14 protein-coding genes are annotated in these 20,201 nt (G+C 57.1%); 9 read left to right on the top strand and 5 right to left on the bottom strand.

Translation table 11 applies throughout. The annotated features are described in order from the left end of the window. Positions 1–66 precede the first annotated feature (66 nt). The 4 genes from spy to H0S68_RS23560 all read left to right on the top strand — a co-directional run bounded on the left by spy (position 67) and on the right by H0S68_RS23560 (position 8,964). Complete coding sequence (gene spy / locus H0S68_RS23575) at positions 67–564, top strand: ATP-independent periplasmic protein-refolding chaperone Spy (RefSeq protein ID WP_020837467.1); 498 nt, start codon at positions 67–69, stop codon at positions 562–564. An 896-nt stretch (positions 565–1,460) separates the two neighbouring features. Further along, complete coding sequence (locus tag H0S68_RS23570; RefSeq protein WP_410176461.1) at positions 1,461–4,475, top strand: autotransporter outer membrane beta-barrel domain-containing protein; 3,015 nt, start codon at positions 1,461–1,463, stop codon at positions 4,473–4,475. A 69-nt stretch (positions 4,476–4,544) separates the two neighbouring features. Continuing rightward, positions 4,545–7,646, top strand: coding sequence for an autotransporter outer membrane beta-barrel domain-containing protein (locus H0S68_RS23565; RefSeq protein ID WP_410529049.1), 3,102 nt, complete (start codon positions 4,545–4,547; stop codon positions 7,644–7,646). Between the two features lie 466 nt (positions 7,647–8,112). Beyond that, positions 8,113–8,964, top strand: coding sequence for a helix-turn-helix domain-containing protein (locus H0S68_RS23560; protein WP_410529048.1), 852 nt, complete (start codon positions 8,113–8,115; stop codon positions 8,962–8,964). On the opposite strand, the gene H0S68_RS23555 is transcribed toward H0S68_RS23560, so the two are convergent. The 4 genes from H0S68_RS23555 to H0S68_RS23540 form a co-directional block, all read right to left on the bottom strand. Beyond that, entirely contained in the window at positions 8,954–10,738 is a 1,785-nt protein-coding gene (locus tag H0S68_RS23555; RefSeq protein WP_337048029.1) for a hybrid sensor histidine kinase/response regulator, read from the bottom strand. The genes H0S68_RS23560 and H0S68_RS23555 overlap by 11 nt on opposite strands. Further along, entirely contained in the window at positions 10,735–11,229 is a 495-nt protein-coding gene (locus H0S68_RS23550) for a molybdopterin-dependent oxidoreductase (protein ID WP_020837458.1), read from the bottom strand. Before H0S68_RS23550 ends, H0S68_RS23555 begins: the two co-directional genes overlap by 4 nt. Positions 11,230–11,388: 159 nt before the next feature. Then, the gene (gene gorA, locus H0S68_RS23545) at positions 11,389–12,741 is read right to left on the bottom strand and encodes a glutathione-disulfide reductase (RefSeq protein WP_046374911.1); all 1,353 of its coding nucleotides are present in this window, start codon (positions 12,739–12,741) and stop codon (positions 11,389–11,391) included. A 129-nt stretch (positions 12,742–12,870) separates the two neighbouring features. Next, a complete protein-coding gene (locus tag H0S68_RS23540) occupies positions 12,871–13,713 on the bottom strand; it encodes a 23S rRNA (adenine(2030)-N(6))-methyltransferase RlmJ (protein WP_410529047.1) in 843 nt (280 codons plus the stop codon). Positions 13,714–13,848: 135 nt separating this feature from the next. Between H0S68_RS23540 and H0S68_RS23535 the strand changes: the two genes are divergently transcribed. Continuing rightward, a complete protein-coding gene (locus tag H0S68_RS23535) occupies positions 13,849–14,256 on the top strand; it encodes an ASCH domain-containing protein (protein ID WP_259219582.1) in 408 nt (135 codons plus the stop codon). Here the strand turns inward: H0S68_RS23535 and H0S68_RS23530 are convergent. Next, a complete protein-coding gene (locus H0S68_RS23530) occupies positions 14,248–15,165 on the bottom strand; it encodes a LysR family transcriptional regulator (protein ID WP_410529478.1) in 918 nt (305 codons plus the stop codon). The genes H0S68_RS23535 and H0S68_RS23530 overlap by 9 nt on opposite strands. Before the next feature lie 109 nt (positions 15,166–15,274). Between H0S68_RS23530 and H0S68_RS23525 the strand changes: the two genes are divergently transcribed. From H0S68_RS23525 to rsmJ, 4 genes are all read left to right on the top strand, one after another. Then, the gene (locus H0S68_RS23525) at positions 15,275–16,717 is read left to right on the top strand and encodes an amidase (RefSeq protein ID WP_410529046.1); all 1,443 of its coding nucleotides are present in this window, start codon (positions 15,275–15,277) and stop codon (positions 16,715–16,717) included. 85 nt (positions 16,718–16,802) lie between these two features. Next, positions 16,803–17,264 carry an HIT family protein gene (locus H0S68_RS23520; RefSeq protein WP_046374935.1) on the top strand — a complete coding sequence of 154 codons (462 nt, stop codon included), beginning with the start codon at positions 16,803–16,805 and terminating at the stop codon, positions 17,262–17,264. Positions 17,265–17,384: 120 nt separating this feature from the next. Beyond that, positions 17,385–19,427 (top strand): oligopeptidase A, encoded by a 2,043-nt coding sequence (prlC, locus tag H0S68_RS23515; RefSeq protein ID WP_046374936.1) that lies wholly within the window; start codon positions 17,385–17,387, stop codon positions 19,425–19,427. A gap of 8 nt (positions 19,428–19,435) precedes the next feature. Beyond that, positions 19,436–20,194: a 16S rRNA (guanine(1516)-N(2))-methyltransferase RsmJ gene (gene rsmJ, locus H0S68_RS23510; RefSeq protein WP_128865301.1), complete on the top strand. Its 759-nt coding sequence runs from the start codon at positions 19,436–19,438 to the stop codon at positions 20,192–20,194. Positions 20,195–20,201: the final 7 nt, after the last annotated feature.

Here is a 20,201-nt window from a genome sequence, read left to right as displayed (position 1 = left end):
TCCGACGAAAGATGAGCCTGTTCACGTACAGCGCTCCTGATGAAGAATAATTTTAAGGAAATGATCATGCGTAAACTGACCGCTTTATTTGTCGCTTCTACTCTGGCTCTGGGTTCTGCTTCCATGGCTTTCGCTGCAGATACGACAGCGGCACCTGCGACGACAGATGCCACTCCGATGAAAATGATGCACCACAAGGGCGAGGGTAAAGGCGGGCCATTCGCCGGTCTGAACCTGACTGAACAGCAGCGCCAACAAATGCGCGATATCATGAAAGAGTCGCATCAGAAACGCGGTGCGGGCATGAAAGAGGAGCGTCAGGCCTTGCATAGCCTGGTCGCCTCCGACAGCTTCGATGAAGCCAAAGCGAAAGCCCAAATTGACGCCATCAGCAAAACTCAGTCCGAGCATATGCTGGAGCGCGCCAAAGCTGAAAATAAAATGTACAACCTGCTGACCCCAGAGCAGAAAAAACAATACAATGAGAATTATCAGAAACGCGAACAGAAAATGATGGACCACATGAATAACATGAAGTCGAAAATGACGACTGAACAGAAATAATTTCATGCGGTAAGTAAAAAGGGCCAGATTAATTATCTGGCCTTTTTTTTGGATTAAAGAACCTTTCCGTTGATAAGGCCCGTGGAAGAAACTCATTCGGCACGCCAGTAACCGAGCGGAATTGTTCGATCACGATCTGGGCAAAATGCGGATCGTTAATATGATAAGCGGTTTTTACCAACACATCTTTTGCTGGTGGGCAGCACAGTGGTTCCCGGCGCATCGATAAAAGCGGCCAGTGCCTGTGGATCCCGAAACGGCTGCCGCGGCGCGTCCAATGTGGGTACACCGCCACCCGGGATCATGAAGCGCACTTCGCCTGTGCAGGCATTCATTACTGGCGAAAGTCATTATTCCGCAGGCTGAAGAAGATGCGATGAACAGCAAAAAACCGTTAGCATGATAATCCAATTTTCAATGGTCTGCTCCGTGTAAACCAGCATATTTCACTGAGTGAATATTGATAATTCTTATAATTAAAAGAAATAATAAACGCATTTTATGCTTTTTTTTAATGATCGACGGAGGCGAGTTTGTCGGCTTTTGTTATTTGATTTATTTCTATTTATCATTTAATTAGCTTTTCATCTCGCCAGGAGGGGCTCATTCTTCTCGCCCGTTTTCGGTCATTCAAAATCCTTATGTCTTTCCTTCCTTTTTTCTAACAATGACGTTCCCCCGTTAGGCGTTTGCCTTATTGACCCATAAGGCGCGCTTGAGATTGTTGTGCTTTATTTATTTGGTGTTACGAAACTGTTACACAAAAAAACCAATAAAACATTTGCAAACAACAATGGACGGTATCTGGGATGGAAAATAAACGTAGAGGAGTCAAGCCTGTTCAGGCGGCCTTCGGCTGGCCTGAAATTGGCGTTAGCCGCGCCCAGTGGAGCGCGATGCTTTTTTGCCTGGCAACCATCGGTGGGGCGCAGGCTGCGCCCTATGTAGAGAGCGGAAAGCAGGGCGATCCCGCCAGTTGGCGCAGTAAGGAATTTAATGCCGAATGGGGGCTGGGGGCCATCCACGCCGATCAGGCCTACGCCGCCGGTTATACCGGCAAAGGCGTTAAGCTCGGCATTTTCGATCAGCCGGTATATGCCAAACACCCGGAGTTCGGCAGTCAGGACAAAGTGATCAACCTGGTCACGACGGGGATCCGCGAATATACCGATCCCTATATCCCGGTGAAGAAAGGCGATGCATTTCGCTATGACGGCACGCCAAGCGTGGATTCCGACGGCACTCTCGGCTCGCACGGGACCCACGTAGGCGGCATCGCCGCCGGTAACCGCGACGGCGGCGAGATGCACGGTGTGGCGTTTAACGCGCAAATCATCAGTGCGGAGAACGGGGATCCGGGGCCGGAAGACGGCATCATTCTCGGCAACGATGGCGCGGTATATCAGGCCGGTTGGAACGCGTTGATCGCCAGCGGTGCGCGTATCATCAATAACAGCTGGGGTATCGGCATTACCGAGAAATTTGATCAGGGTGGTAAAGATCCAGCCTATCCGCATTTCACCCTGGCCGACGCGCAGAAACAGTTCGACCAAATCAAACAGATCCTCGGTACTAAAGCCGGTGGTGCTTATCAGGGGGCGATCGATGCGGCGCGCAGCGGCATTGTCACCATCTTTGCCGCCGGTAACGATTACAACCTGAATAACCCGGACGCGATGGCCGGTTTGGCCTATTTCGTGCCGGAGATCGCGCCGAATTGGCTGTCGGTCGCCAGCCTGCAGGATCCGAATAACACCGGTGATTACAGCATCAGCAGCTTCTCCTCCCGCTGTGGCTATACCGCCAGCTTCTGTGTTTCCGCTCCGGGCAGCAAGGTGTACAGCTCGATTATCGAAGGCAATAGCGTAGATAACCTGACCACCGGCTATGCCAAATACAGCGGAACCTCAATGGCCGCACCGCACGTGGCAGGCAGCATTGCAGTGCTGATGGAACGCTTCCCCTATATGACCGGCGCACAGGTGGCTTCGGTGCTGAAGACCACCACGGTTGATATGGGCGCGCCGGGCATCGATGCGCTTTACGGCTGGGGGATGATTGATCTGGGCAAAGCGATCCACGGCCCGGGGATGTTTGTCACCGAACAGGATATCCCGGAGGAGTTCCGCGTGAGCGGTGCCTACGGCCCGGAGCAATTTGTGGTGAATCTGCCAGGCATCGGTGCAGTACTGGACAAAGGCAAACCTACCGAGCGTGTGTGTGACGATATTCATTGTGGGTTGGATGTCTGGAGCAACGATATTTCCGGCCATGGCGGCCTGACCAAATTGGGCATCGGCACACTGGTGCTGACCGGCAATAACAGCTACGCAGGGCCAACCCTGGTCAATCAAGGCCTGCTGGCGGTAAATGGTTCGGTGACTTCGGACGTGACGGTGCAAAGCGCCGGCGTGCTGGGCGGTTCCGGTACGCTGGGTTCGTTGACCGCGCGCAGAGGCGGTACCGTGGCGCCGGGCAATTCGATCGGCACGCTGAACGTGACTCGTGACGTCAGCTTCGAACCAGGCTCCCGTTACGCGGTGGAAGTGGCGGCGAACGGCCAGAGCGATCGGATCCAAAGTAACGGATCGGCGACGATCGGCGGCGGTGAGGTGGCGGTGTTGCAAGAAAAAAACGTCAATCTGCTTTCGCAGGGCAACGCAGGCAGTCTGATCGGCCGGCAGTTCAACATTCTCACCGCCCAGCAGGGTATCAGTGGGCAGTTTACCTCCACATCTACCTTCTCTCCCTTCCTGGGGGCCGGACTGACCTATCAGCCAAATCAGGTAACGCTCAACGTCGGCCGTAATGACACCAGTTTCGCCAGCGTGGCAGCAACGCAGAACGAGCGGGCGGTGGCGGCAGCGGCAGATGCGCTGGCGGCGGGTAATCCGGTGTTTGAAAGCATCCTCAACGCCGGTTCGGCGGGGGAAGCGCGGCAGGCGTTCCGCCAACTGTCGGGGCAGATCCACGCGGATATCGCTTCGGCACAGGTCAACGACAGCCGCTACCTGCGCGACGCGCTGAACGGCCGTTTGCGTCAGGCGGAAGGGCTGGCGACCTCGCCGGACATCAAGGCTGACGACGACGGTGGCGCCTGGGCGCAGCTGTTGGGGGCCTGGGACCACGCGTCGGGCGATGCCAATGCTACGGGCTATCAGGCATCCACCTACGGCGTGCTGGTGGGGCTGGACTCGGCGCTGGCGGACGAATGGCGGTTAGGGGTCGCGACCGGTTATACCCGCACCTCGCTGGACGGCGGTTATGGCTCGAATGCTGACAGCGACAACTACCACCTGGCGGTGTACGGCGGCAAACAGTTCGGTGAACTGGCGCTGCGTGCCGGCGGGGGTTACACCTGGCACCGTTTCGATACCTCACGCTCGGTGAACTACGGCATGCAGTCAGATCGCGAAACCGCGAAGTACAGTGCGCGCACCGAGCAGGTGTTCGCCGAAGCGGGATACAGCATAAAAGCGGCCTGGGTGAATCTGGAGCCGTTCGCCAACCTGGCGTACATCAACTTCCAGAACAACGGCATTGCGGAAGACGGTGGGGCAGCGGCGCTGCACGGTGACAAGCAACACACCGACGCGACGGTCTCGACGCTGGGGCTGCGTGCGGACACCGAGTGGCAGGCGAGCAAAACCACCGCGGTGGCGCTGCGCAGCGAGCTGGGTTGGCAGCATCAGTACGGCGATCTGGATCGCGGTACCGGGCTGAAGTTCAACGGCGGCAGCTCACCGTTCGTGGTGAACAGCGTGTCGGCATCGCGTGACGGTGCGGTGCTGAAAGCCAGTGCGGAAGTGGCGGTGAACAAGAACGCCACGCTGTCGCTGGGCTACGGCGGGTTGCTGTCGCAAAACTACCAGGACAACAGCGTTAACGCCGGTTTTACCTGGCATTTCTGATCTTAAAAAACAAACGGAACAACCGTCCCGCTGGGGCGGTTTTTACCAAAAACAACAAGGGATAAGGGAATGAAGCAATCTGCAGGAAACAACAAACCGGCATTGGCGCCGACATGGAAACTGAACGCCCTGTTATGCGCGTTGTTGGCCGCCGGTGGTGCACAGGCCGCGACCTATACCGAAGGGGGGAAGAGCGGCGATCCGGCCAGTTGGCGCAGCAATGAATTCAATGCTAACTGGGGGTTGGGGGCTATCCATGCCGACGAGGCTTACGCGGCAGGTTATACCGGCAAAGGGCAAAAGGTGGGGATCTTCGATACCCCGGTGAACCAGCATCCGGAATTTGCCGGTGACGGCAAGCTGACTAACGTTGTCACCGAAGGCTATCGCGCCTATACCGATCCGCATCGTGAGGGGATTAAGGCCGGCGATCGTTTTTACTTTGACGGTACTTTCCATTTTTACAGTGGTTCACAGGGGCAGTTAAGTAACCACGGTGTCCACGTTGCCGGTATCAGCGGTGCCAACCGTGACGGCACCGGCATGCACGGCGTCGCCTTTGATTCGCAAATCATCAGCGTCGATAACGACAATGACGGCCCGGCCTACGGTGAGTTCCTCGGGCTGGATGGCAGCGTGACCAACGCGGGCTGGCAGGCGATGATCAACAACGGCGTGCGGGTGATCAACAACAGTTGGGGCGTCAGCATTCCGGATTTTCTTTCGGATAATGGCAAGAAACCCGATGCGCTGCATTTCGAGCTGAAGGACGCGCAGGAACAGTTTGATCAGGTGAAACCCTTGCTGGGCAGCCTTGCGGGGGCGGGTTATCAGGGGGCTATCGATGCGGCACGTAAAAATATTCTGGTGCTGTTCGCCGCCGGTAACGACGGTAACTACAACCAACCGGATGTGATCAGCGGCCTGGCCTATTTTGTGCCGGATATTGCGCCTAACTGGCTGTCGGTTGCCAGCGTCGCGCAGGATGACGCCTCCACCAACAGCGTGCCTTACACCATCAGCAGCTTCTCTTCGCGTTGCGGCTATACCGCCAGCTTCTGCGTCTCCTCGCCGGGCAGTAAAATCTACAGCACCGTAGCCAACGGTTCAGATCCGAACCAGTTGGTCTCCGACTATGGCAATAAAAACGGTACCTCAATGGCGACGCCGCACGTGACCGGCGCAGTCGCCGTATTGCTGCAGCGTTTCCCGTACATGACGTCGGCGCAAATTGCCGATGTGCTTAAAACGACCGCGACCGATATGGGGGCTCCGGGCATCGATGCCTTGTATGGCTGGGGGATGATCAATCTGGGCAAGGCGATTAACGGTCCGGGCATGTTCTATACCGTCGATGATATCCCCGAGGAGTTTCGTATTCCGGACCCGACGGGCGTGGCTTATGGCTCGTCGCAATTTGTCGCCAACATTCCTGGCATGGGGGCGATCATCGATGAGGGTACGTTGCATGCCAGAGTCTGCGATGACTACCACTGCTCGCTTGAAGTGTATTCCAATGATATCAACGGCCATGGCGGCCTGACCAAAGAGGGCCAGGGGGCGTTGGTACTGACCGGTAACAACACCTACTCCGGCCCGACGTGGGTCAATACCGGCCTGCTGGCGGTGAATGGCTCGGTGACTTCGGACGTGACGGTACAAAACGCCGGCGTGCTGGGCGGCACCGGTACGCTAGGGTCGTTAACTGCCCGCAGCGGTGGTACCGTGGCACCGGGCAATTCGATCGGCACGCTGAACGTGACTCGTGACGTCCGCTTCGAACCAGGCTCCCGTTACGCGGTGGAAGTGGCGGCGAACGGCCAAAGCGATCGGATCCAAAGTAACGGATCGGCGACGATCGGCGGCGGTGAAGTGACCGTATCGCTGGAAAACAGCAGCAACCTGCTGTCGCAAAACGAGGTTCGCAGCCTGCTGGGTCAGCAGTACAACATTCTGACCGCCCAGCAGGGTATCCGTGGGCAGTTTGATTCCGTGGCGCCGAACTACCTGTTCCTGGGCACCGGGCTGACCTATCAGCCAAATCAGGTAACGCTTAACGTCGGCCGTAATGACACCAGCTTCGCCAGCGTGGCGGCAACGCAGAACGAGCGGGCGGTGGCGGCAGCAGCAGATGCGCTGGCGGCGGGTAATCCGGTGTTTGAAAGCATCCTCAACGCCGGTTCGGCGGGGGAAGCGCGGCAGGCGTTCCGCCAACTGTCGGGGCAGATCCACGCGGATATCGCTTCGGCACAGGTCAACGACAGCCGCTACCTGCGCGACGCGCTGAACGGCCGTTTGCGTCAGGCGGAAGGGCTGGCGACCTCGCCGGACATCAAGGCTGACGACGACGGTGGCGCCTGGGCGCAGCTGTTGGGGGCCTGGGACCACGCGTCGGGCGATGCCAATGCCACGGGCTATCAGGCATCCACCTACGGCGTGCTGGTGGGGCTGGACTCGGCGCTGGCGGACGAATGGCGGTTAGGGGTCGCGACCGGTTATACCCGCACTTCGCTGGACGGCGGTTATGGCTCGAATGCTGATAGCGACAACTACCACCTGGCGGTGTACGGCGGCAAACAGTTCGGTGAACTGGCGCTGCGTGCCGGCGGGGGTTACACCTGGCACCGTTTCGATACCTCACGCTCGGTGAACTACGGCATGCAGTCAGATCGCGAAACCGCGAAGTACAGTGCGCGCACCGAGCAGGTGTTCGCCGAAGCGGGATACAGCATAAAAGCGGCCTGGGTGAATCTGGAGCCGTTTGCCAACCTGGCGTACATCAACTTCCAGAACAACGGCATCGCGGAAGACGGTGGGGCAGCGGCGCTGCACGGTGACAAACAACACACCGACGCGACGGTCTCGACGCTGGGGCTGCGTGCGGACACCGAGTGGCAGGCGAGCAAAACCACCGCGGTGGCGCTGCGCAGCGAGCTGGGTTGGCAGCATCAGTACGGCGATCTGGATCGCGGTACCGGGCTGAAGTTCAACGGCGGTAGCTCACCGTTCGTGGTGAACAGCGTGTCGGCGTCGCGTGACGGTGCGGTGCTGAAAGCCAGTGCGGAAGTGGCGGTCAACAAGAACGCCACGCTGTCGCTGGGCTACGGCGGGCTGCTGTCGCAAAACTACCAGGACAACAGCGTCAACGCCGGTTTTATCTGGAAGTTCTGATCCAACACATTTCACTTTCGGGATTTAAACCCACAGGGCCAGCTTGCTGGCCCTATTTTTTTGCATGGTTTCCCCGCAGGCGGCGGTGTGGAGCGGCAGGGTTAAGGTAAAAATAAGGCAAGAAAAAACCGAGACCCTTGCGGATCTCGGTTCAAATGCGGGTAAAACAGATTAGCGCTACGGCTCAAGTTTCGGTGAGGGTCTGTTGCATACATTCTCTCAGTACAGCAACCGAAATGAGCTTTCCCTGGTGTTATTGTGATTATTGGTGATGCGATTTCACTATTGTTATATTTTTATTGTGGTGTTGCTGTGTGTCTCTTCTGATACCATGTTTGACTATATAATGTGGTATGTCAAGCAATGTTTAGATAATACATTGTACCATATACCAGTTTTAGATCGCTTTTTTGCACGGCAAGTATGAAAACGACTGAAAAAACAGCAAAAAAAATCGAAGGAAAAAATGGATAACAATCATCAGAAATTCGATTCACAGTCGATTGCAAACCGGGTCAGGGAACTGTTTGTACATTATGGGATTGGTAAGCGGCAGCATGCCAAGGAGCTCAGCCGTATTCTGGATCTGAGTTTTTCGCATGCGCATCGCAAGCTGAAAGGGCAAAGTCCCTGGACTCTGGAGCAGATTAACGACGTCGCGGCGGCATTAGGGGAAACGCCGGCTGCGATCGTAGATACCGGTGCTGAACATGACGTCTCCGCGCAAACTATTGCACGTGATGCCATCTTTTACGTGGGCGGGGTGGAATTAGCCTGCGTCGGTTATATCGGCCATGAGCTGATTGGCGGGCGGATTGCGGAATATGTCGCACTGCAGCAGGCTGGGCAATGGGGCATTTATCGCGCGGATGATGCACCGCAGGGGCAACGCTATTGTGTGGAACTGATAGAGGTTCGCCCCGCCGCCGTCGAAGACGAGCGTTTGAGCATTGCGGTGCTCGATGATTCGCATCTGGCGGCCGATGAGCTGACCAAATACCTAAACGGGCGCGGTTTCCATGCCGTGGCATTCTACGACGTCAGCAGCTTTTGTCAGGCACTGCAGCAAAGCCTGTTCGATGGTTACGTGGTCGACTGGTTGATTGGTCAGGAAACGGCAGATCGCTGTATTGAAACCATCCGCGCGTCGGATAACCCAGACGCGCCGGTTTTAGTGCTTACCGGTCAGTTGGGTACCGACCAGAGGGAGTCTGAAATCGCCAGGGCGATGCGTGACTATGATGTGCTGGGCCCTTATGAAAAACCCGTGCGGCTTCACGTTATCGAAGCCGCACTGTTGCGGTGCTTCAACCTTTAGTAGCGAGCAGTGAAGCCAGTGCGGATGACAGGGCGTCCAGCCGAACCGGTTTCATTAAATAGTTGTCGAACAGCGCCCGCTGTTCGACAGACAGTTGCTCAGGGGTGTAGGCGCTGATGCCGATAATCGGGATATGGCGGTTGGGGCCACGTTGGTCACGCAGTTTTTTAGCCAGTGCGGCCCCATCGATTCCCGGCATTTGCAGATCCAGCAGCAACGCGTCGTAAGGACGCCGTAGCAGTTTTTGCAGCGCTCTTTCAGACGAGTTGCACAGCTCATGCTGATAGCCGAGCTTGTCCAGCAGCGCCGAGAAGGCGTCACTCACCGATTTATTGTCATCGACGACCAAGATATGCTGCTGTTTCTGCGGCAAACTTTGCTGGTGGAGCGGTGTTTCACCCAACTCCTCCTCGTGACTGACTTCTACCGGAATGCTGACGATAAAGGTGCTGCCTTTTTTGATTTCGCTGTAGACGGTAATGGTGCCGTTGAGCAGCGTCACCAGCCCGTGCACAATCGCCAACCCCATGCCGACGCCCCCATACTGGCGGGTATGTGATTGATCAAGCTGGGTGAAGGGCCGGAATATCTGATCCAGCATTCCCTTTTCGATACCAATCCCGGTATCGGTGACCTCAATAATCAGCGAACTGCCGGTAGCCTGGCTGCGCAAGCAACTATGCAGCGTGATGGTGCCGCTTTCGGTGTATTTGAACGCATTGGTCAGCAGATTGACGATAATTTGCCGGATGCGCAGCGGATCGGAATGTATCTGCAGATGGCCGCATTCCACTTCACACAGCAAAGTGACCTGATCTTTCTGGCGCAGCGTTTTGATTTCATTCGCCGTTTCTTCAACCAGCCGCTGGGCATCGAAGGGAGCGATACGCAGTTCCATCATACCGCTGTCGAGATGGGCGTAATCGGTCAGGTCTTTCATCTGACTTTCAATTTGCTGTGCGGCGGTTTCCAGCCTTTGGAAAGTATCCGCGTGCTCGGCCGATACCTGGGTATTCACCAGCACATCAATGGCGGACATGATGCTCTGTAGCGAGGTGCGTAGCTCGTGACCGATGGCGCCAAGAAAGGCATTTTTGGTGCGGGTGGCTTTTTCCGCCTCAATGGCCTTGGCCTGCTGGCGGATAGTCAGGCGCTGCTGACGCAGCACAATCAGCGTGATGGCGATCAGCGCGATCACTGAAAACATCACGATCACCAGACCATAGAAAATGATGTGTCGTTTCTCGATATAGTCTTCGTAGGCAGCGGTGCGCTGCTTCACTTCGGCATGATCGGTCAGGTTAGCCATCTCAATCGCATAGGGCTTGATTTGCTTCATCGCCTGCGAAATCAGAGAGAAATCAATTTTCGGGCTGTTCAGCAAATTATCAATCTGATCCATTTTCTCGCGCATGTGCGTGACCACTTCGGGATAACCCGGTTCGGCATACAGCGGCTGGGTGGATTCGGAGACCGTTTCCAGCACGTAAAAACGCGAATAAAGGATTTCAAATTTGAGCCGAAGGTCTTCGCTATCCACCTGCGGTGCGTTTTTCAACTGTTCGACCAGCGTGTCGAATTCCGCCAGCTTGATCGAGAATTTGGCGATCGACCAGGAGTAATTTTCCTGCGTGCCGGCGATAGCATACAACCCTTTTTTCGACAGGGTCGCGCTGTAGTAATACAGCGTCACCGTAGAGGCAACCAGAAACAGTGCGGCAAAGATAGCCGGGATCGCCAGCCTGCTGCCGCTTTTAAACCCTGTGAGCTTCATTTGATTACGATCCTGTCCACTTGCCAGATGAAGCGCGAGTTGTAGAGCGGAGAATTTAACTCAGGCCCGGCGGCATCCCTCGGGTAAACCAAAAACAGCGGGCCGAAGTTTCTGATCTTCAGCATGACGCCGTCCATTTTGTAAGCCAAAATCATGTTGTATTTTTCGACATCTGACAGCGGCACGTCGATGTAATAATCGTTCAGCGCATAAAATGTCAGCGTGCTGCCTTTGGCGCCGACGCGCGCCAAAATGTCCGCCACGCCAATCCCTTCGAACTTTCTTTGCGGCGTCCAGGAGGTAGAGGTGGTGATGCTGCGCACCGGCATTGCCAACAGTTGTTTATCGGTAAACAGATAGCTTTTCTTTACCGGATCGGTGGTGTTTTCGATGTTTCCCGCGACTTCCAGGGTGAAACTTAGCGCGCTGGTTTGAAGGATGGCCAGCGCAAAAAATGCCCACAGCGTGTTTTTAAACAGATTGAACAGCATCAATGTTCTCCAGAGTCGCGGATGCTTGCATGAGCCTTGCCCATATATCAGGCAAAATAATGGCAGAAAATGAAGGTTTGTGTCGAAGTAAAGGGTAAAGAGGACCAAAAGAAAAGGCCAGGGGGTTAACCTGGCCTGAGTTTTAGCGGGTGCCCAAGCTTAGCGCATGGTCACAAACTCTTCTGCGGCGGTCGGGTGGATCGCCACGGTGTTGTCGAAGTCTTTCTTGGTTGCACCCATTTTAATGGCTACGGCAAAGCCCTGCAGGATCTCGTCCATGCCGAAACCGATGCCGTGCAAGCCGACGATTTTCTCTTCTTTACCCACGCAGACCAGCTTCATGCGGCACGGTTGACGGTGCTGCGTTACGGCGCTGTACATGGCGGTGAAGGAAGATTTGTACACTTTCACGTTGTCCGCACCGAATTTCTCAATCGCTTCCGGTTCGGTCAGGCCAATGGTGCCGATCGGCGGGTGGCTGAACACCACGGTGGCGATGTTGCTGTAATCCAGGTGCTCTTCCGGCTTGTTGTTGAACAGGCGTTCGGACAGGCGACGGCCTGCGGCTACGGCAACCGGAGTCAGTTCGACGGCGCCGGTGTTGTCGCCTACGGCGTAAATCCCTTTTACGTTGGTGTTTTGGTATTTATCGACGTCGATGTAGCCTTTTTCGTTGGTTTTCACCCCGGTAACGGCCAGGTTCAGGTTATCGGTCGCCGGTTCGCGGCCAATCGCCCACACCAGGCTGTCGACGGTGAATTCCTTGCCGTTTTCCAACTGTAACGTCAGGCTGCCGTCGGCGTTTTTGACGATGGCTTTTGGCACGGATTCCGTGTGCAGGCTTGGCCCTTCGGTGTTCATCACTTCCACCAGGGTCTCGACAACCATCGGGTCGAAAGTCCGCAGTGGCGCGTGTTTACGCACGAACAGGTGGGTTTCAGCCCCCAGCGCGTTCAGCACGCCGGCGATTTCTACAGCGATATAACCAGCACCCACCACCGCAACGCGTTTTGGCATGGCGTCCAGATCGAAGAAACCGTCTGAATCGATGCCGTATTCTGCACCCGGAATGTCAGGGTGGCTTGGACGGCCGCCGGTGGCGATCAGGATATGGTCGGCAGTGATTTTTTCACCGTTCACTTCCACCGTGTGGGCGTCGACAAAGCGCGCGAAGCCTTTGATCACGTCGACTTTGTTTTTACCCAGCACGTTGTCGTAGGAATTATGAATGCGGTCGATATAAGCGGTGCGGTTGGCGACCAGCTTCTTCCAGTCAAACGCGTTGACGGTGGTATCGAAACCGTAATCCGGGCCGTACAGGTGGATGGCCTCGGCGATTTGCGCCGCATGCCACATAACTTTTTTCGGTACACAACCCACGTTTACGCAGGTGCCGCCCAGTTCTTTGGCTTCAATCAGTGCGCATTTCTGGCCGTACATGGCTGCCCGGTTGATCGATGCGATGCCGCCGCTGCCGCCGCCAATTGCTAGATAATCGTAATGTTTGGTCATCTGGGATTTCCATGAATTGTGTGAATCGAAGAGCGTAAGAGTTTAACGCCTGATGCAGGTTTGTCGCAAAGATTGCGTCAATGGCTGTGATAGGTGGGGTAAAGGCGCGGCAGGCCGCGCCCCGGAAGCTTATTCCGGCACTACCCAGTTCACCAAATGGTGGCCATTGCCTGACGGCACCAGGATTTTGTGCAGCCATGGCAGCACATTTTTCATCTGCTGTTCCAGCTTCCACGGCGGGTTAATCACAATCATGCCTGAGGCGGTCATGCCGCGCTGGTCGCTGTCGGGTCTTACCGCCAGTTCGATCTGCAGAATATTGCGGATGCCGGTGGCTTCCAGGTCTTTCAGCATGCGCTTGATTTGCTGGCGCATCACCACCGGGTACCACAGCGCGTAGGTGCCGGTGGCAAAGCGCTTGTAGCCTTCCTGCAGGCCTTTTACCACGTCCTGGTAATCGGTTTTCATTTCGTACGGCGGGTCCATCAGGATCAGCCCGCGGCGCGACAGCGGCGGCAGTTGGGATTTCAACTGCTGGTAGCCATCGGCGCGTTGCACCTTGGCACGCTCGTCCTTCTGGAACTCACTGCGCAGCAACGGGAAGTCGCTCGGGTGCAGTTCGGTCAGGTGAATTTTATCCTGCGGACGCAGCAGCTGACGGGCAATCAGTGGCGAGCCAGGGTAGTAACGCAGCCTTTCGGTGCGGTTAAAGTTGTGCACTACGCTCATGTAGGCTGCCAGCTCTTGCGGCAGGTCATCACGTTGCCACAGCAGACCGATGCCTTCCAGGTATTCCCCGGTGCGCTCGGCGTGTTCACCGCTCAGCTGATAGCGACCTGCGCCGGAGTGGGTATCCAGGTACAGGAACGGCTTCTCTTTTTCTTTCAGCGATTCGATGATCAGGCTTTGAACGGTGTGCTTAAGCACGTCGGCGTGGTTGCCGGCGTGGAAACTGTGGCGGTAACTTAACATGGCTTGTGGTAATTCCTTGTGCTCCCGACGGAGCCTGCTGAACAGAATAAAGGCTTATATTCTGCACAGTATAAACTGTCTGGGCGGGAAAAAGTGAAATGCGTGACCTCAGCCCTTCAATCAAGGAGAAAGGCGATGACTAAAGCGGCCATTTTGGCTAAATACCCTGGCGCGTCTCGCTGGGCGTTCGGCGACAGCCCCATGCTGGCGGACGAGCTGTTGCAACGGGTGCTCGAGGGGCAAAAAACCGCCACCTGCTGTTCTTATCTTGCATATCGGCAAGAGCAAGAGCCGATGCTCGGGGATTACAACGTCGTGCTTGACGGTCGCGGCGAACCGGCCTGCGTCATCAGGATCCTGTCATTGAAGCTGACTCGCTATTGCGACGTTACGGCCGAGATGGCGGCACAGGAAGGTGAGGGGGATAAGAGCCTGGCGTTCTGGCGGCAGGGGCACCAGGATTTTTTTACGCGTGAAGGCACGTTCTCGCCCCAGATGTGGCTGGTGTTTCAACAGTTTGAGCTGGTTGAAGTTTTACAGTGATATCGACGGGGCCTCCAGGGCGTTGACCACCTGCTCACGCAACCAGCCATGGGCCGGATCCAGGTGCGAGCGTTCATGCCACACCATTACCATGTCATAGCCGGGTATTGCCAAGGGGGCCGGCCAGGTGCGCAGGTCGCCAAGCAGTTCGCCCAGCATGCGTGAAGGCAGCATCGCGACCATATCGGATCTCGCCAGCAGTGCGGGGATGAACAAGAAGTGCGGTAGCGACATCACTACACGCCGCGCTAATCCCTGCGCTTCCAACAGCGTGTCAATCAGGGTGCGAAAACCGCCGCCGTCTTGCGAAACCATCACGAACTCCAACTGACAAAACTGCTCCAGCGAAGGGGGGCTTTGCAACAACGGATGGTCACGGCGGCTTACCAGCAGGTACTCCTCGCGAAACAACTGCCGGTGGCGCAGCTCGGCGGGGGCTTCTTCCCGGGACAAAAAACCGAGGTCGATCACGCCGTCCGCCAGATCGCGACTCATGTGTTTCGGCGATGCTTCGCGGATCGCCAGGCGGGATTGGGGTGCTGCCTGCCGCAGTTTGGGCAGCATCGGCAACAGGATGGCATATTCGGCGGCGTCGGCGGCGGCCAGTTGCCAGGTCATTTCAGCCAGCAGCGGATCAAAGGGGTGTTCCGGCGCCAGCAGGCGGCCGAGGTCGGCCAGCGTCTGGCGCAGAGGCGTCAACAGGCTTAGCGCGCGCGCCGTGGGCAACATCCCTCGCGGGCCGGGCAGCAGCAGGGGATCATGGTAAATCTCGCGCAGTTTGGCCAGTTGAATGCTGACCGACGGCTGACTCAGATTGAGGCGTGCCGCCGCCCGCGTCACGTTGCGTTCGCTGAGCAGCGCTTCCAGCGTGACCAGCAAGTTGAGATCGACCCGCTTTAAATTGTTGATAACTATTCCTCGTATTAAATCTATCAATTTCAACTATAGCGCCAATCCTCCTACCGTGGAACGGACGTCGGAAAAGCCGGCGAAACCATAACGGATGAAGGAAGAGACGATGAAACTGAGCGAGTACGTTAGCTACGACGCGCTGGGGTTGGCAGCATTGGTACAGGCGGGTGAAGTCAGTGCACAAGAGCTGCAGCAAACGGCGAGGGCTGCGGTTGAGGCGGTAAACCCGGCGATCAACGCGGTGGTGGAGCATTGGCCACAACCTCTGTGGGAGAGGCGCGGCCCGCTGTCAGGCGTTCCCTTTCTGATCAAGGATATCGCCATCAGCATGGCCGGCAAGCGTCTTGAATTGGGAAGCCGGTTGGCGCAGGGGCAGATTGCCGCGGAAGACAGTTATCTGATGCGCAATATCCATCGCGCGGGGCTGGTGACCTTTGGCCGAACCACCACGCCGGAGATGGCGTTCAGCACCACCACCGAAGCGGTGCTTTACGGTGCTACGCGCAATCCCTGGAACCTTGATTTCAGCGCGGGAGGTTCCAGCGGCGGTGCTGGCGCGGCGGTTGCTGCCGGGGTCGTGCCTATGGCGCATGCCACTGATGCTGCAGGCTCTATTCGCGTGCCTGCTTCGTCCAATGGGTTGTTCGGCCTTAAACCGACGCGCGGCCGGGTATCACATGGTCCGGCGATGGATGAAGTGTTCAACGGCTTTGGCGTTCAATTGGGGCTGAGTCGCACGGTACGCGACAGTGCCGCTTTACTGGATGCGCTACAACATCCCCATCCCGGCGAACCTTATTACACGGCACCGCAGCCAGAAAGCTGGCTGTCACAGGTCACCCGCGAGCCTGGTCGGTTGCGTATTGGCATGATGACTCAGGCGTGGAATGGCGGGAAAACTGCACCGCAAATCGTTCAGGCCACCAACGACACCGCAGTGCTGCTGAGCGAGCTGGGCCATCAGGTCACTGAGGCGGAGATGCCGATCGGCGTCAGCTGGCAGGAACTGGTATTCGCCAATGCGCAGATCTGGTGCGCCAATCTGGTCGGTTGGGTTGAGGGGTTGAGCCAAACCACCGGACGCGCGATTTCAACCGACATGCTGGAGCCGGAAACGCTGGCCTGTTACCGCTACGGGTTGGCCGCCAGGGCGGTGGATATGGTTGCGGCGCTTGAGGTGCGTAACCGGGTGACTCGTGCCGTGGGCACCTATTTCCAGCAGTACGATCTGTTGTTGACCCCGACCATACCTGGCTTGCCCTGGCGCATTGGTCGCTACGGTACCGGAACGGCGGATATGAGTGGCCTGGAGTGGACCGCGCATTTATTCGATCATTCACCGTTCACGCCGGTGTTTAATGTGGCAGGCGTGCCGGCGATGTCGGTGCCGCTGGCGCATGATGCGCAGCATAATCTGCCGATAGGCATGCAATTTGTTGCCGGTTTTGGCCGCGAAGCTCAACTGCTGCGGTTGGCAGGGCAGCTGGAACGGGCAGCGCCGTGGCATCAACGGCGTCCGGCTGTTTGGGCGGGAAATGCAGGGGAATAGCAGTCAAAAGGCAAAATATCCGCTATGTTGCTGAAAGGCTTTTTACGGCGAGCTCTAGGCTCGCCGTCCCATTAAGGAGGAGACGATGAGCTGCATCTTTTGCGAAATGGTGGCGGGCAGAGTGCCGTGCCATAAAATTTGGGAAGACGAGAGTCATATGGCGTTCCTTTCCATTTATCCGAATACCGAGGGTTTCAGCGTAGTGATCCCCAAGGCGCACTATGAGAGCTATGCCTTTGCGTTGCCGGACGAGGTACTCAGCGAGCTGATGTTGGCGACCAAGCGGGTAGCGCAGTTGCTCGACCGGGCGTTTGACGACGTGGGCCGCTGCGGCATGGTGTTCGAAGGTTTTGGCGTCGACCATGTGCATGCCAAGCTGATCCCGATGCACGGTACCGCTGCGCTGGAACAGTGGCAGCCTATCGAATCGACCTCGGCGAAATTCTTCGACCGCTATGAGGGTTACCTTTCGTCCCACGACGCGGCGCGCGCTGACGACGAGCATCTGGCCGTGCTGGCCGCGAAGATCCGTCAGAGTGCGGTTTAAGGCACTATCTATCAACGCCGGGCCATTGATTTTCCTGCCGCTTGGCACCATGTTAGATATTCATACGCATTTTAAGGCCTGCCCGTCGTGGCGGGCCCCAACGCTAATCAGGACTGCCCTATGACAAATCCGTTGCTGACTCCGTTTTCCCTGCCGCCGTTTTCCGCCATTCGCCCAGAAGATATCGTGCCTGCGGTGCAATCCGCCTTGGACGACTGTCGCGCTGCGGTAGAGCGCGTTGTCGCGCAACCGGGGCCATTTACCTGGGATAACCTGTGTCAGCCGCTGGCGGAGTCTGACGATCGCCTGTCGCGCATCTGGTCGCCGGTCGGCCATCTGAACTCGGTGAAAAACAGCCCGGAACTGCGTGCCGCCTATGAGCAGGCGCTGCCGTTGCTGTCTGAGTACGGCACCTGGGTAGGGCAACACGAAGGGCTATACCAGGCTTACCGTAGCCTGAAAGAAGGCGAAGCCTTCAATCAACTGACGGTACCGCAGCGCAAGTCGGTAGAAAACGCGCTGCGTGATTTCGAACTGTCGGGCATTGGGCTGTCGCCGGAAAAACAGCGTCGCTATGGCGAGATTGTCGCTCGCCTTTCCGAACTGGGTTCCACTTACAGCAACAACGTGCTCGACGCCACCATGGGCTGGAGCAAGTTGATCACCGATCAAGCCGAACTGAGCGGCCTGCCGGAAAGCGCGCTGGCTCAGGCTCAGGCGATGGCGCAGGCCAAAGAGCAGGAAGGCTGGTTGCTGACGCTGGATATGCCAAGCTATCTGCCGGTGCTGACCTATGGCGATAACCGCGCGCTGCGTGAAGAAATGTATCGTGCTTTCGCTACCCGCGCCTCCGATCAGGGGCCAAATGCCGGCAAATGGGACAACAGTGAAGTGATGGCGGAAACGCTGGCGTTGCGTCACGAATTGGCCCAGTTGCTGGGCTTTGACAGCTACGCCGACAAGTCGCTGGCGACCAAAATGGCTGAAAACCCGGAGCAGGTACTGGGTTTCCTGAGTGATTTGGCCAAACGCGCCCGTCCGCAGGCCGAGCAGGAACTGGCGCAGCTGCGTGCCTTTGCCAAACAGCATTACGGTGTGGATGAGCTGGAAGCCTGGGACATCACCTATTACGGCGAAAAACAAAAACAGCACCTGTTCTCGATCAGCGACGAGCAACTGCGCCCCTACTTCCCGGAACAGCGTGTGGTACAAGGCCTGTTCGAAGTGGTGAAACGCATTTATGGCATCACTGCCAAAGAGCGTAAGGATGTGGATACCTGGCATCCAGAAGTGCGCTTCTTTGATCTGTTCGACGCTAACGGTGAGCTGCGCGGCAGCTTCTACCTCGACCTGTATGCCCGCGAAAACAAGCGCGGCGGGGCCTGGATGGATGACTGTGTCGGTAGCCTGCGCAAGGCCAACGGCGAGCTGCAAAAACCGGTCGCCTATCTGACCTGTAACTTCAACCGCCCGCTGGGCGACAAGCCGGCGCTGTTCACCCATAACGAAGTGACCACGCTGTTCCACGAGTTCGGCCACGGTCTGCACCATATGCTGACCCAAATCGACACCGCCGGTGTTTCCGGTATTAGCGGTGTGCCATGGGATGCGGTCGAACTGCCGAGCCAGTTTATGGAAAACTGGTGCTGGGAGCCGGAAGCGCTGGCGTTTATCTCCGGCCATTATCAAAGCGGTGAGCCGCTGCCGAAGGAGATGCTGGACAAGTTGCTGGCCGCCAAAAACTACCAGGCTGCGCTGTTCATCCTGCGTCAGTTGGAGTTTGGCCTGTTCGACTTCCGCATGCACGCCGAATACAGCCCGGAGAAAGGTGCGCAGATCCTGCCGACGTTGGCAGAAGTGAAAAAAATGGTGGCGGTTGTGCCTTCTCCAAGCTGGGGCCGTTTCCCGCACGCTTTCAGCCACATCTTTGCCGGCGGTTACGCGGCGGGTTACTACAGCTACCTGTGGGCAGAAGTGTTGTCGGCAGATGCCTATTCGCGCTTTGAAGAAGAGGGGATTTTCAACGCCGAAACCGGTAAATCCTTCCTCGACAACATCCTGTCGCGTGGCGGTTCCGAAGAGCCGATGGAACTGTTCAAACGCTTCCGTGGCCGTGAGCCGCAGCTGGATGCTATGCTGCGCCATTACGGCATTAAAGGATAACCCCACCGGTGAGCGTGTGTTTATTGTGTGAAGAAGGCGCCGATCCCGGCGCCTTGTCTATTCTGGCGGAACGCTGGCAGTTGGTTTCGGACGACGACGCGACGATGGCGCTGGTGCTGACGCCGCAACGTCTGGAGTTGCGTAAGCGTGACGAACCCAAGCTGGGGGCGATCTACGTCGATTTCATTTCCGGCACTATGGCGCACCGACGCCGCTTTGGCGGCGGGCGTGGCGAAGCGGTGGCGAAAGCGGTCGGCATCAAGGGCAGCTATCGGCCAAACGTGGTGGATGCTACGGCAGGGCTGGGGCGCGATGCCTTTGTGCTGGCATCGCTGGGCTGCCGGGTGAGGATGCTGGAGCGTAATCCGGTGGTGGCTGCCTTGCTGGACGATGGACTGCAACGCGGCTATCAGGATGCGGAAATCGGCCCATGGCTGCGCGAGCGCATGACTCTGCTGCATGCCTCCAGTCTGACGGCGTTAGCCGAGCTCGACTCACCCCCCGAGGTGGTGTACCTGGATCCTATGTACCCGCACAAGCAGAAAAGCGCGCTGGTGAAGAAAGAGATGCGGGTGTTCCAGTCGCTGGTGGGCAGCGACGACGATGCCGATGGTCTGCTGGAGCCGGCACGCCGTCTGGCGACCAAGCGCGTGGTGGTTAAACGGCCGGATTACGCTCCACCATTGGCTAACGTGCCCGCGCATGCGGCCTCGACCACCAAGAGTCACCGTTTCGATATTTATATGCCCTATCCCCTTCATACTTGAGGCTGTA

This window comes from Serratia sp. AXJ-M (assembly GCF_046531865.1).
GTDB classification, from domain to species: domain Bacteria; phylum Pseudomonadota; class Gammaproteobacteria; order Enterobacterales; family Enterobacteriaceae; genus Serratia; species Serratia liquefaciens.
This window is presented reverse-complemented; position numbering and strand designations above follow the sequence as displayed.